The organism is Candidatus Rhodoblastus alkanivorans (genome assembly GCF_022760755.1).
Classification (GTDB): Bacteria; Pseudomonadota; Alphaproteobacteria; order Rhizobiales; family Beijerinckiaceae; genus Rhodoblastus; species Rhodoblastus alkanivorans.
In genome coordinates this window covers 2,160,528-2,174,217 of record NZ_JAIVFP010000001.1, presented here as the reverse complement: position 1 = coordinate 2,174,217, position 13,690 = coordinate 2,160,528, and the positions used below count along the sequence as shown (strand labels likewise).

12 protein-coding genes are annotated in these 13,690 nt (G+C 64.0%); 9 read left to right on the top strand and 3 right to left on the bottom strand.

All coding sequences use genetic code 11. The features are described 5' to 3' along the window. Window positions 1-105: 105 nt before the first annotated feature. Window positions 106-1,092: a hypothetical protein gene (locus tag K2U94_RS10185; RefSeq protein WP_243067103.1), complete on the top strand. Its 987-nt coding sequence runs from the start codon at window positions 106-108 to the stop codon at window positions 1,090-1,092. Window positions 1,093-1,185: 93 nt separating this feature from the next. Continuing rightward, complete coding sequence (locus K2U94_RS10180) at window positions 1,186-1,647, top strand: Spy/CpxP family protein refolding chaperone (protein ID WP_243067102.1); 462 nt, start codon at window positions 1,186-1,188, stop codon at window positions 1,645-1,647. A 13-nt stretch (window positions 1,648-1,660) separates the two neighbouring features. Here K2U94_RS10180 and K2U94_RS10175 read toward each other — a convergent pair whose 3' ends face one another. The 3 genes from K2U94_RS10175 to K2U94_RS10165 are packed head-to-tail and all read right to left on the bottom strand — an operon-like array spanning window position 1,661 to window position 2,753. After that, entirely contained in the window at window positions 1,661-1,915 is a 255-nt protein-coding gene (locus K2U94_RS10175; protein ID WP_243067101.1) for a hypothetical protein, read from the bottom strand. A 1-nt stretch (window position 1,916) separates the two neighbouring features. Then, on the bottom strand, window positions 1,917-2,186 hold the full coding sequence (locus tag K2U94_RS10170) for a hypothetical protein (RefSeq protein ID WP_243067100.1): 270 nt from the start codon (window positions 2,184-2,186) through the stop codon (window positions 1,917-1,919). Window positions 2,187-2,222: 36 nt separating this feature from the next. Continuing rightward, window positions 2,223-2,753 (bottom strand): flavin reductase family protein, encoded by a 531-nt coding sequence (locus K2U94_RS10165; protein ID WP_243068846.1) that lies wholly within the window; start codon window positions 2,751-2,753, stop codon window positions 2,223-2,225. Between the two features lie 73 nt (window positions 2,754-2,826). Here K2U94_RS10165 and chrA point away from each other — a divergent pair, with 73 nt between their 5' ends. The 7 genes from chrA (at window position 2,827) to K2U94_RS10130 (ending at window position 13,690) form a co-directional block, all read left to right on the top strand. Next, a complete protein-coding gene (gene chrA / locus K2U94_RS10160; protein WP_425332515.1) occupies window positions 2,827-4,047 on the top strand; it encodes a chromate efflux transporter in 1,221 nt (406 codons plus the stop codon). A gap of 16 nt (window positions 4,048-4,063) precedes the next feature. Then, complete coding sequence (locus K2U94_RS10155) at window positions 4,064-5,311, top strand: NupC/NupG family nucleoside CNT transporter (RefSeq protein WP_243067098.1); 1,248 nt, start codon at window positions 4,064-4,066, stop codon at window positions 5,309-5,311. A gap of 176 nt (window positions 5,312-5,487) precedes the next feature. Then, window positions 5,488-6,657 (top strand): patatin-like phospholipase family protein, encoded by a 1,170-nt coding sequence (locus tag K2U94_RS10150; protein WP_243067097.1) that lies wholly within the window; start codon window positions 5,488-5,490, stop codon window positions 6,655-6,657. Window positions 6,658-6,689: 32 nt separating this feature from the next. Beyond that, entirely contained in the window at window positions 6,690-7,427 is a 738-nt protein-coding gene (locus tag K2U94_RS10145) for an acetoacetate decarboxylase (RefSeq protein WP_243067096.1), read from the top strand. A 244-nt stretch (window positions 7,428-7,671) separates the two neighbouring features. Next, the gene (locus tag K2U94_RS10140) at window positions 7,672-9,321 is read left to right on the top strand and encodes an efflux transporter outer membrane subunit (protein WP_243067095.1); all 1,650 of its coding nucleotides are present in this window, start codon (window positions 7,672-7,674) and stop codon (window positions 9,319-9,321) included. A 5-nt stretch (window positions 9,322-9,326) separates the two neighbouring features. Further along, a complete protein-coding gene (locus K2U94_RS10135; protein ID WP_243067094.1) occupies window positions 9,327-10,493 on the top strand; it encodes an efflux RND transporter periplasmic adaptor subunit in 1,167 nt (388 codons plus the stop codon). 20 nt (window positions 10,494-10,513) lie between these two features. Further along, window positions 10,514-13,690 carry an efflux RND transporter permease subunit gene (locus K2U94_RS10130; protein ID WP_243067093.1) on the top strand — a complete coding sequence of 1,059 codons (3,177 nt, stop codon included), beginning with the start codon at window positions 10,514-10,516 and terminating at the stop codon, window positions 13,688-13,690.

The window sequence follows — 13,690 nt, the reverse complement described above, 5'->3', positions numbered from 1 at the left end:
CGTCGAACAATACACGGAGCCGCCGCCGAACCCTGATCCCCGCCTTCATGAAAATGCCCGTTTTATGCCTCCTACATGCCCGCCTCCGCGCCAAAGAGAGGACCAATGAAGCTGTCAATAAAACGCATTCTCACCCTGCTTTCGACCACAGCCCTGAGCATCGCGGTGGGATTGGCGAATCCTGCGGCGGCGGTCGCCGCGGGTTTCGGCCGAGGCGGCTTTCATGGCGGGGGGGGTGGAGGCTTTCACGGCTTCCACGGAGGCTATGGCGGCAGGGGGTTTGGAGGTTTCCACGGCGGATTCCGAAGCGGAAGTTTCGGCGCGCGCGCCTATCATGGCGGGGGCGGCGGCTTCCGAAGCCGCAGTTTCAGCGCCCGCGCCTATCATGGCGGAGGCGGCGGCTTCCGAAGCCGAAGTTTCGGCGCCCGCGCCTATCATGGAGGAGGCGGCGGCTTCCGAAGCCGAAGTTTCGGCGCGCGCGCTTATCGTGGCGGGGTCGGCGGTTACCGCGGCGGCTTTGGCGGCGCGGGACGCGGCAATATCGGCCGACTGCAGAACCGCGGCGGCCTGACCGGCGCCCAAGTTCGATATGGCAATTTCACCAATGGCGTAGCTGGCGCCAATCGATTCTATAATCCGGGCTGGGGCGGCTACCCCGGTTGGGGATGGGGCGCTGGTTACGGCTCCGGATTCGGGCTTGCGCTCGGCTTGGGTCTCGTTGGCGGCGCGCTATGGTATTCCACCCTGGCCCAGGGATACCCGCTCGATCCCTATCTTTACGATCCATATTTTGGCTTGGGCTATCCGTTCTATGCTTACGGATATCCCCCTTACGGCTTCGGCGATCCATTCTATGGCTTTGGATATCCATTCTATGCTTATGACCTATACCCACGCCCATTCTACTGGTTTCCGCCACCCGTATATAGCTATGCCTATTATTCTGAGCCAGAATACGTATACAGCTATACTTATCGCCCTCGACGGATTGCCCATAGGACCCACACATGCGCAATCTGCATTTGCCCAACGGTTTCTTCTCCAACTTATTCGTCGGTCACCTATGTATCGCCACAGGTCGCTCTCTGGTGAGGCTTCCGTGCAATTCCAGCGATGTGGACGACCGATTTCATGCACGAGCGCTGATTTAAGCTCTGTCGAACAACCCTGGGGCCAAGAGAAAAGATGATGAAGCTGCTGAAAGTAGGCATTACCGTCATGACTATTCTAGCGACTGCCGACGCGGCGATGGCGCAAGAGGCTGGCATGGCTCGACCAGCCGGTCCGGGCGCAGCTTATCCGGCAATGGCGTGCCAAGCCGACCAGCATGTCGATGGTCAACTGGCCTTTATCAAAGCAGAACTGAACATAACTCAAGAGCAAGAACCGGCCTGGGGTGTTTTCGCCGAATCCTTCCGCGCCGACAAACAGAAAAAGATGTCTTCCTGCCTCTCAGATCAAGAACAAGCTCGAAGATTGGCCTCGGCAAATCTTCTTGACTCCATGAAGGTGATGGAGATGCGGCTGTCGGACCAACTCAATTCCCTTCGCGGGATGGAGGCGGCCATTCAACCGCTCTACGGCGTGTTGTCAAAGGAACAGAAGAAAAAAGCCGATGAAATTCTGAAGGGCGCGCCCGGCATGTAACGACCGCGCCGGCTTATTTCTTCGAGTTCCGGCACAAGGTCTCGCCCGGCTGGCAGGCGATGCCGGGCGTCGAGCAATGCGGGGCGTCGGCGCCCCGCACGCAGATCACGCAGCCGTCGGTCCATTCCGCGCAATCAGGATGGGAGGCGCCGAAGGCGACAACGGCCTCGGACGGCGCCGAAGGCCTGTCCTCGGCGCCGGCGGGAAGGGCCAGAGCGAGGAGCATCGCGGCCGCGGCCATCGAGCGCATGGCGATCCCGGCTTGCATGTCAATCCGAAACCGGGCTGCCATCCTCGCGGATGACCTCGCCGGGATCGGGATAAGTCATCGTCGGCTCCTCGACGCAGTTGGTGACGCGCTCGTCCTTCCAGGGCGAGACGGCGCCGGGCTCGGCCAGCTTGGCGAAGCCGGTCTTGGCGGCGACGATGTCGCGCGCCTCGTCCGGTGTCGACGCGCAAGTCCAGACATGGGCCTTCTCGATCGAATATTTCCACGACGGATCGTCGCGGCGCTGAGGCGAAAGGCGATAAACCCTCATTTGCTCCCCCTGCTCCCGATGGAAATGCCCGCGTGATCAGGCCTTGGCGGATCGCAGCCGCAGTTCCTCGCCGTCGAGCAAGAAACGGCCGTAGCCGCAATGATGCAACGTTTTCGCTTTGGCGCGCCCGGGATCGATCCAGGCCTTCACCGCTTCGAGAATGAACAGGTTATAGCGCGCAACAAGCTGGCGATCCACGACCCTGCATTCGATATTGACGATACATTGCGTGATACGCGGCGCCGCGACCTCATGTCCGGGCGCCGCCGTCAGGCCGAAACGCGCAAATTTATCGACCTCGCGGCCCGAGCAATTGCCGATGGCGACGACCGTCTCCGCCATATCGGCGGGCGGGATCGCGATCACGCATTCGCCGGTTTTTGTCAGCGCCCGGTGAGAAAAATTGGCCTCGCTAACGACACAGGCGATCAGCGGCGGATTGAACTCCACCATCATGTGCCACGACATGGTCATGACATTGGCGCGCCCGCCTTCCGCCGTCGCCACCAGCACGACGGGTCCGGGTTCGAGCTTCTGATAGACCTTGCCGAGTTCGAGGGCGCGCATGGCCGAAATTTGCGCGCGCGTGACGAGAAGCGCAAGCGCCGCCGCCGATTTGCGCCCACGCCGCGCCCGGGCCATGATCCCGGCGTCATTGGCCGGGATTCGCACTTTGGAGAAAAAAAACGGCGCCTGTCTTGAGGTTTTCTGGGCCTTTCTCCGCCTCGGACTGACCAGTTTCGGCGGCCCGGTCGCGCATCTGTCCTATTTTCGCGCCGAATTCGTGGAACGGCGCCAATGGCTCGACGAGGCTTCTTATGCCGATCTCGTCGCGCTCTGCCAGTTCCTGCCCGGCCCGGCGTCGAGCCAGGTCGGCTTCGCGCTCGGCCTGCGTCGCGCCGGCCTGTGCGGCGGCTTCGTCGCCTGGACGGCTTTCACCCTGCCCTCGGCCCTCGCGCTCGTCGCTTTCGCCTATGGCCTGTCAGGGCTCGGAGACCTCGCCCGCCAACCCTGGCTGCACGGGCTGAAGATCGTCGCATTGGCCGTCGTCGCCCAGGCGGTGTGGACGATGGCCAAGAACCTGTGCCCCGATCGAATCCGCGCGACTTTGGCCGTCTGCGCCGCCGCTTTGGTTCTCGCTTTGCCCTCGGCGGGCGGGCAGATCGCCGCCATCGCCGCCGGCGGCCTGTTCGGCCTTTTCTTCCTCGCCGGACCCGCCGCCCCGGCGCCGGCGCTCAGGATCGAGGGCCATCGCGGCGCGCTGGCCGCCGCCCTCGCCTTTCTCGCGCTCCTGTTCGGCCTGCCGCTCGCGGCGGCGGCGACGCAGAGCCATGGCGTGGCCCTGTTCGCCTCCTTCTACCGCGCCGGCGCGCTGGTCTTCGGCGGCGGCCATGTCGTCCTGCCCCTGCTTCAGCAGGCGGTCGTTCCGCCCGGCTGGATCGACAACAGCGTGTTCCTTGCGGGTTACGGCGCGGCGCAGGCCGTGCCCGGGCCATTGTTCGCCTTTGCCGCCTTTCTCGGCGCCGCGATGCGCGAGGCGCCCAATGGCGCGGCGGGCGCCCTGCTCTGCCTCGTCGCGATCTACCTGCCGTCTTTCCTGCTGGTGCTCGCCGTCCTGCCCTTCTGGCGCGCCCTGCGCGCGCGGCCCAAGGCGCAGGGCGCGCTCAAAGGCGTCAACGCCGCCGTGGTCGGCCTGCTGCTCGCGGCGCTCTATAATCCCGTCTGGACCAGCGCGATCTTTTCGCCGAGCGACTTCGCCCTCGCCGTCCTGGCCTTTCTGTTGCTTGCGGCGTGGAAAGTCCCTCCCTGGGCGGTGGTGATCCTCGGCGCCATCGGCGCGACCTTCGCAGCCTCCATTTGAAAACTCCGGTCCCGCGATGCATTTCCTGCACGGAATTTTCGGTCTCGCCTGCCTGCTCGGCCTCGCCTTTCTCTTCAGCGAGGACCGCCGCGCCATTCCCTGGCGCGTGGTCGCGGCCGGCGTCGCTTTGCAGATCGCGCTCGCCGTCCTGCTGGTGAAATTCCCGCCGGCCAGCGCCTTCATGGCGGGCCTCGCCGCCGCTGTCGGCGCGCTCGATCGCGCGACCGAGGCGGGAACGAGCTTCGTCTTCGGATATATCGGCGGAGCGCCTCTGCCCTTTGCGCCCGATGGCAAGGGCTCGCCCCTGGTGCTGGCGTTCCAGGTCTTTCCGCTCATCCTGGTGATCGCCGCGCTGTCGTCCCTGCTGTTCCATTGGGGGATCATGCAGAAAATCGTCGCCGGCATGGCCTTCGTCCTGCGCCGCTCGGTCGGGATCGGGGGCGCGCTCGGCACCGGGGCGGCGGTGAATTTCTTCGTCGGCATGGTGGAATCGCCGATCCTGATCCGCCCCTATCTCGCGCAGATGCAGCGCGGCGAACTGTTCGCGCTGATGAGCGCCGGCATGGCGGGCATAGCCGGCTCGGTCATGGTGATCTACGGCCATATCCTGAGCGCCGTCATTCCCGAAGCCTTCGGCCATGTCCTGACCGCCGCCCTGATCTCAGCCCCGGCGGCCATCGCCGTCGCCGCCATCCTCATTCCCTTCGCGCCGCGCGCCGCGGGTGACGCCCAGATCGTGATCGAGGACCCGCCGCTCAATGCGCTGGAGGCTCTGGCGCGCGGCACGAATGACGGCGTGGTCATTCTCGTCAATGTGCTGGCGCATATCATCGTGCTGCTGGCTCTGGCGGCGCTGGTCAATTCCATCCTCGGCGCCTTGCCCGACATTTTCGGCGCGCCCCTGAGCCTGCAGCGCATATTCGCGTGGATTTTCCGGCCGCTCGCTTATCTCATCGGGATCGACACGCCCGACCTCGACGCGGCGGCGCGGCTGCTCGGCGTGAAAACCACGCTCAACGAATTCATCGCCTATGTCGATCTCGCCGCGACGCCGGCCAGCGCTTTGAGCCCGCGCTCGCGCCTCATCCTGCTCTACGCCTTGTGCGGCTTCGCCAATTTCGGCTCGGTCGGCATATTGGTCGGGGGCTTGAGCGCCATGGCGCCGGAGCGCAGGCACGACATTATCGCGCTGGGCTTCCGCGCGCTTGCCGCGGGAACGCTGGCCTCGCTGATGGGCGGCGCCACGATCGGCGCACTCAGCTGAGGGGCCCGCCGGCCGGCCTGGATCGCTATGGCGGACAGGCGGCGCCGCGGCGCGAAAAAGGCGCTGCAACGCGCAAATTCTCGTCTTGCCTCGACCTCCGATCCGGGCGAGTTTGTTCGAAAGCGCGCCGAGCGAATCCGATTCCCGGCGCGCCGCGCTTTTTCGAAGGAGCTTCCATGACGGAGCAAATCCCGCGCCCAGCGGCAACGGAATCCGGCGGAGACCTGTTCAAGTGCATCGCCCTTGTCCTTCAGGGCGGCGGCGCGCTCGGCTCCTATCAGGCGGGCGTTTATGAGGCGCTGGCCGAGGCGAATATTCATCCCGATTGGGTCGCCGGCATTTCCATCGGCTCCATCAATTCGGCGCTGATCGCGGGCAATCCGCCCGAGAAGCGGGTGGAAAAGCTGCGTGAATTCTGGGAGACGGTGACCGAACCGCCGCTCGGGCCGTTCGGTCTGCCCTACAATCCCCACGCCAAACATATCAACGAAAACCTTCACCGCGCCCTCAACCAGTTTCGCGCCTTCGGCGCGGCGGCCCTCGGCGCGACCGGATTTTTCAAGCCGCGCGTCCCCTCGCCGCTCGTCTGGCCGGAGCACAACCCCAGCGCGCTCGGCTATTACGATGTTTCGCCGCTCAAAAGCACCCTGGAGCGCCTGGTCGATTTCGACCGGATCAATTCCGGCGCGACGCGCCTCAGCGTCGGCGCGGTGAATGTCCGCACCGGCAATTTCACCTATTTCGATACCAAGACCCATCGCATCGACTTCCGTCACATCATGGCGAGCGGTTCGCTGCCGCCGGGCTTCCCGGCGACCGAGATCGACGGCGAATTTTATTGGGACGGCGGCATCGTCTCCAACACGCCGCTGCAATGGGTGCTCGAATCGCACCCGCGCCGCGACACGCTCACCTTCCAGGTCGATCTGTGGAGCGCCACCGGCGACTTGCCGCGCGACCTCGCCGAGGTGGAAACGCGGCAGAAGGACATTCAATATTCAAGCCGCACCCGCGAAGCGACCCATCAGGTCATCAACATGCAACGCCTGCGACGTATCTTCCGCCGTGTTTACGAGCACTTGCCGGAAGAAATCCGCGCTTTGCCCGAAGTCGAGTATCTGGCGAAGGAATCGAACGAATCCGTCTACAACATCGTCCATCTGATCTATCACGCCAAGAGCTACGAGGGCGTGGTCAAGGATTTCGAATTTTCCCGCCGCACGATGGAGGAGCACTGGAGCGCCGGCTATTCGGCCGCCCGCAAGGCGCTGGGGCATCCGGAAGTGCTGCGACGGCCCCACAATCGCGAAGGATTCTGCGTTTTCGATTTCTCTCACGAAGCCTGACGCCCGCCATACGCCCCTTGAAGGAGCAAGACATGAAAGAAGACGACGTCCGTCGGCAGGCTTTCGCCATGCCTTTGACGAGCCCGGCCTATCCGATCGGGCCTTATCGCTTCGTCAATCGCGAATATATGATCATCACCTATCGCACCGATCCGGCCAAGCTGCGCGAAGTCGTGCCGGAACCGCTGCAGGTGGAAGAACCGCTGGTCAAATACGAGTTCATCCGAATGCCGGACTCCACCGGCTTCGGCGACTATACCGAGACCGGACAGGTCATTCCGGTCACGTTCGAGGGCCGCAAGGGCGGCTACACCCATTGCATGTTCCTCAATGACCATCCGCCGATCGCCGGCGGTCGCGAATTGTGGGGCTTTCCGAAAAAACTGGCCAAGCCGCGCCTTCATGTCGAAATCGACACTCTGGTCGGCCATTTGCATTACGGGCCGGTGGAAGTCGCCGTCGGGACCATGGGCTACAAGCACAAGCAGGCGGATCTCGCCGCGGTGAAGGCCTCGATGGAGGCGCCCAACTTCCTGCTCAAAATCATTCCGCATGTCGATGGAACGCCGCGCATTTGCGAAATCGTCGAGTACAAGCTCATCGACGTGAACCTCAAAGGCGCCTGGACGGGGCCGGCGACGCTCGACCTGTTTTCCCATGCGCTTGCGCCGGTCGCGGAACTGCCGGTGCTCGAAGTGGTGTCCGCCGTTCATATTCTCGCCGACCTGACGCTCGATCTCGGCAAGGTCGTTCACGACTATCTGGCCTGACCGCCGGAAGCTCGACGCGCGAGTGATCCGCCCCGCCCGAGCGGGGCGGCAATCGAGCTTTGCCGAGAAGCTTTGCCGACGAAGAACGCTGTCTGTTGCGGCAATACAACGCGGCGACGGAAACAAGCGCAAAGCCTCCGCTCCGCTTGATCGTCCAAACAGCGGAACATAGCATTCGGCAGAATCATGGCATTAACGCGCAGTTTGTTTAAGGCGCGGTAAACACGCCGGGAACGGATATTTGATGAACCAGTATCGCGGCATGTCCCGGCCCTCGCGCCGACGGTCCGGCGCGCCGCCCTGCCGCCGGTTCGCTCGGCTTCCCGCCCTGCTCCTGCTCGCGCCGCTCGCCGCCTGTTCGGTCGGGCCGAAATTCGTCGCGCCGGACGCGCCGCTCGGCCTGAAATGGCGCGAGGCGCGCAATCCTGCCGTGAAAACCCGCCGCGAGGACTACCGCAACTGGTGGACGGCCTTCCGCGACCCGACCCTGAACCGCCTGGTCCTGATCGCCTATGACCAGAACCTGACGCTGATGGAGACCGGCGCCCGCGTGCTCAAGGCCCGCGCGATTTTGGGCCAGGCCATCGGCGAGGTCTATCCGCAAAGCCAGCAACTCAACGGCTCGGGCGATTACATCAAGCTTCCGCGCACGGACGCCTCCACCAACCCCAGCAATGCGATCGGCAACAATTTCTGGCGCGTCGATCTCGGCGGCCAGGTCGCGTGGGAGATCGACCTTTGGGGCAAGTTCCGGCACGGGGTCGAATCGGCCGACGCCGCCTATCTCGCCTCGATCGCTACTTACGACGACGTGCTGGTTACTTTGATCGGCGACGTCGCCAATGATTATATCGCGGTCCGCACCCTGCAGGCGCAGATCGCCATCGCCAAGGCGAACGTAATCAAGCAAAGGGAGGCGCTGGACATAGCGCAGGCCCGCTACAAGGGCGGCGCCACTTCCGAACTCGACGTCTTCCAGGCCAAAAACGTCCTCGCGCAGACCGAGGCCGCGATACCGCAATACAGCGCCCAATTGCAGAAGCAGGAGAACGCCCTGTGCGTCCTGCTCGGCGAGCCGCCGCAGACCATTGACAGTCTGCTCAACCGCTCGCGCGGGATTCCCGCGCCGCCCGCGACCGTCGCGGTCGGCATTCCGGCCGATCTCCTGCGCCGCCGCCCGGACGTGCGCGCGGCCGAGCTGAAGGCGGTCGCGCAAGGAGCGCAGGTCGGCATCGCCGAGGCGGATCTCTATCCCGCCTTCACCCTGGGCGGCGCGTTCGGCACGCTCGCGAGCACCGCGAACGGCGCAACCCTCAAGCCCTTGTTCACCCAGCCGAGCCTCACCTTCGCCTTCGGCCCGTCCTTCAGCTGGCCGATCCTGAATTACGGCCAGATCACCAACAACGTCCGCGCCCAGGACGCCGAATTGCAGGCGCTGCTGATCAATTACAAGAACACCGTGCTCAAGGCGCAGCGCGAGGTCGAGGATGGATTGAGCGGCTTCCTCCAGGGCCGCCATCAGGTCGTCCTGCTCAAACAGAGCGTCGCGGCCGCCAGCAGCGCCCTCACCGTGGCGCTCGCCCAGTACCAGCTCGGCACGCGCGACTTCACCACCGTGCTGACAGCCGAGCAGAATCTCTATCAGGCGCAGAACAATCTGGTCGCGGCCGAAGGCAATGTTTCGGTCAGCCTGACCATGGCCTATCGCGCGCTCGGCGGCGGCTGGCAGATCCGCTGGGGCCGCGATTTCGTCACCGCCTCGGTCGCCAACGAAATGCGCTCCCGCACCAATTGGGGCGAACTGCTCCCGCCCGCCGGCAAAAAGGCGCCGGCGACGCCCGGGCTTCCCGGCCCGTCTGACCTCGGACCGACTGTGAGGCCGCCGCAATGGTGATCGCGATGAAAGACGTCTTCCGCTTCTCCGCGCGCCGCGGACTTGCGCCTTTGTGGCTCGCAGCCGCCCTTGCCCTCTTCGCCGCCGCGGCGGCGCCCGCCGCCCAAGCGCAGGCGCAATCGGCGCCGCCGCAAATTCCGGTGATGCTGCCGAAGATGCAGACTGTCAGCGACACTCTGGAGATCGTCGGCAACGCAGCGGCGATCAACCAGGTCAAGCTGGTCGCGCGCGTGCCCGGCTATCTGGAGCAGATTCATTTCGAGGACGGCGCGATCGTCAAGAAGGGCGACCTGCTCTTCACCGTCCAGCAGGACCAGTACAAGGCCCAGCTCCAGCAGGCCCAGGCCCAACTCGAAGCGCAGGTCGTGGCGCGCGACCACGCCAAGCTGGAAGTCGGGCGCTACACCGCGCTGCTGGCGAAACACGCGACCTCGCAGGTCGAGGTCGATCATTGGGTGTTCCAGGAGAAGACCGCCGAGGCGAATATCAAGGCGGCGCAGGCGCAGGTCGCGATCGCCCAGCTCAATCTCAGCTACACGGAAGTGCGCGCGCCGTTCGACGGCCAGATGGGCAAGCACCTGATCGATGCCGGCAATATGGTCGGCGCCAGCGCCCAAACGGCCGTGCTCGCCGAGATCACCCAGCTCAATCCGATCTATGTCGTCGCCAATATCAGCTCGCAGCAGGCGTTGCAGATCCGCGCCAATCTCGACCAGCGCCGTCTGACCCTCGCCGAACTGCACAAGGTTCCGATCGAGGCCCAACTCTCCGACGAAAAAGGATTCCCGCACAAGGGAACGGTGGAATATGTCGCGCCCGCGATCGATCCCACCACCGGCACGCTCTATGTCCGCGGCGTTCTCCCCAATCCGACGCGGACCTTCCTGCCGGGCATGTTCGTCAAGATTCGCCTGCCGATGGGCAAAATCGAAAAGAGCGCCCTGCTGGTCCCGCAGACGGCTTTGCAGGAGGATCAGGGCGGCCGTTATCTGCTCATCGTCAATGACGGCAATGTCGTCGAAAAGCGTTATGTCCAGCTTGGCCAGACGGTCGGCGCGATGCAGACGATCAGCGACGGCCTCAACCGCACCGACCGCATCGTGGTCGGCGAATTGTGGCGCGTCTCGGCGGGCATGACGGTGACGCCGAAATTAACGACGGCCGCGCAATAGCCGGAACAGGAAACAAGCCGATGATGTCAAAATTCTTCATCGAGCGTCCGGTGCTGGCCAATGTGCTGGCGATCGTGCTCGTCGTCATCGGCGCGGTGGCGCTCTACCGCCTGCCAGTCTCCGAATATCCCAATGTCGTCCCGCCCACGGTGCAGGTGACGGCGAGCTATCCCGGCGCCAGCGCCCAGACCGTGCTGAACACCATCGCGCTGCCGATCGAGAACCAGGTCAATGGCGTCGACCATATGCTTTATATGGAATCGACCAGCGCGCCGGACGGCACCTATGTCCTGACCATAACCTTCGCCATCGGCACCGATCCGAACATCGACCAGGTTCTGGTGCAGAACCGCGTCCAGCTCGCCTTGGCCTCGCTGCCGGAGCCGGTCCAGGCCCAGGGCGTCAACGTCCAGAAGAAGAACACCTCGATCCTGCAGTTCGTGACGCTAAGTTCGCCGGACAACAAATATGACGCGCTTTTCCTGAGCAATTACGCGACGATCAATCTCGTCGACGCCCTCGCCCGCCTGCCCGGCGTCGGCAATGTCAAGGTTATCGGCGCCGGCGAATATGCCATGCGCATCTGGATGGATCCGGGCAAGCTGCAGAGCTTCAACCTCGATCCGTCGGACGTGATCAAGGCGATCCGTGAGCAGAATCAGAATATCGCCGCCGGCCAGGTTGGCGCGCCGCCCGCGCCGAAAGACGTCGAATTCCAATATACGATCGACGTCAAGTCGCGCCTCGACCAGCCGGAGGAATTCGGCAGCATCGTCATCAAGGACCAGACCGCGCAGGGCGGAAGGCTGATCCATCTCAGCGACGTCGCGCGGATCGAACTCGGCTCGCAGACCTACTCCCAGGAGTTCCGCCTCAACGGCAAGCCCGCGGCGGGCATAGCCATCTACCAGACGCCGGATTCGAACTCGCTGCAGGTCGGCAAGGAAGTCAAGGCGCTGATGGACCAGATGGCCAAGCGCTTCCCCCAAGGCCTCCAATATTCAATCCCCTACGACACGACCATTTTCGTCCGGGACTCGATCGCCGAGGTCTACAAGACGCTTTATCAGGCCGGCATCCTCGTCCTGATCGTGATCCTGGTCTTCCTGCAAAATTTCCGCGCAACCCTGGTTCCGGCGACGACCGTCCCGGTCACGATCATCGGCGCCTTCGCCGGCATGGCGGCGCTCGGCTTCACCGTCAATCTGTCCACTCTGTTCGGCATCGTGCTGGCCATCGGCATCGTGGTGGACGACGCCATCGTCATCGTCGAGGGCGTGACCAAATATATCGAACAGGGCATGCCCGGCGTCCCGGCCGCGATCAAGGCAATGGACGAATTGTTCGGCCCGATCATGGGCATCACCCTCGTCCTGATGTCGGTGTTCCTGCCCGCGGCCTTCGTGCCCGGCCTCACCGGCAATATGTTCGCGCAATTCGCGCTGGTGATCGCAGCCACCGCGCTGATCTCCGCCATCAACGCCGCCACCCTCAAGCCGACCCAATGCGCGCTCTGGCTGCGTACGCCTGTCCCGCCGGAAAAGCGCAATTTCTTCTTTCGCGCCTTCAACGCCATCTACGATCCGATGGAGCGCGGCTACGCCAATTTCATCGGCAAAATGGTCCATCGCAGCGGGCTGATGGTCATCATCGCCCTGATCGTCTCCGGCCTCGGCTTCTGGGGTCTGACCCGCATTCCCACCGCCTTCATTCCGATCGACGACCAGGGCTATCTGCTGGTCTCGCTGCAATTGCCCGAAGGCGCCGCCATGGGCCGCACCAGCGAGGCGTTGCAGAAGACGGCCGAACTTGCCCGCAAAATTCCGGGCGTCGATCGCGTGATCAGCGTCACCGGCATGTCCCTGCTCGACAACAGCGCTGACCTGTTCAACGCCGGCGCCGCCTGGGTCATGCTCAAACCCTTCGACGAGAGGCTCAAGGCCAAGGACGAGGATCTGCTCTCGCTTTACAAAAAACTGTCGGCCGCCCTCGCCAATCTTCCCGACGGTCAGGCCCGCGTCTTGCCGCCGCCCGCGATCCAGGGCATCGGCAACGCCGGCGGCTTCCAGATGCAGCTCGAACTGCTCGGCGGCAACACCAATTATGAAAAGCTCGGCAAACTCACCGATGCGATCGTCGCCGCGGCCGCCAAAGAGCCCTCGCTGCAGAATGTCCTGACCACTTATCGCAACGATGCGCCGCGCGTGACCCTCACCGTTGACCGCGACCGCGCGCAGCAGCTCCGGGTCCCGGTCGGCGACGTCTTCTCGACGCTCACCGATTATGTCGGCTCGACCTATGTCAACCAGTTCAACAAATTCGGGCTGTCGCTGCAGGTCTATGCCCAGGCGGATTCGCAATTCCGCCTGCGTCCCGACAACCTGCTGAACCTTTTTGTCCGCAGCCAGGACGGCAACATGGTGCCGCTCGGCGCGGTCGCCCATCTGGGCACGGCGGTCGGCCCGGCCCTCAATACGCTTTATAATCTTTACCCGTCCTCGACCATCGTGGGCGGACCCGCGCGCGGCTTCAGCTCCGGCCAGGCTTTGGCCACGATGGAGGCCATCGCCAAGAAAATCCTGCCCAGCGACGTCAGCTTTGAATGGACCGGGATGTCGTATCAGGAGAAGATCACCGGCAACCAGCTCTATTATGTCTTCGGCCTGTCGCTGCTGCTGGTCTATCTCGTTCTCGCTGGCCAATATGAGAGCTGGATCCTGCCGCTTGCCGTGCTTTCGGCGGTGCCGCTCGCCCTGCTCGGCCCCGTCATCGCCCTCACCAGCCTTGGCGTCGCCAACAATCTCTATACCCAGATCGGCCTGATGCTGCTGATCGCGCTGTCAGCCAAGAACGGCATCCTGATCGTCGAAGTCGCGCGCGAGAACCGGCTGTTGCACGGCATGTCGATCCTCGACGCCGCCAAGGAAGCGTCCCGCGCCCGCTTCCGCCCGATCCTGATGACCTCCTTCGCCTTCATTCTCGGCGTGCTGCCGCTGGTGCTCGCTACCGGCGCCGGCGCCAATGCGCGGCGCTCGCTCGGCATCAGCGTGTTCAGCGGCATGATCGCCTCGACCTGCCTCGCCGTGCTGTTCGTGCCGTCGTTCTTTGCCGTGCTGCAGCGCTTCGAGGAATCGCGCAAGGCGAAGAAACAGCCCGCCCCCGCCGCTCCGGCCGAGCCGGCGGCGAAGGAAGGTTGA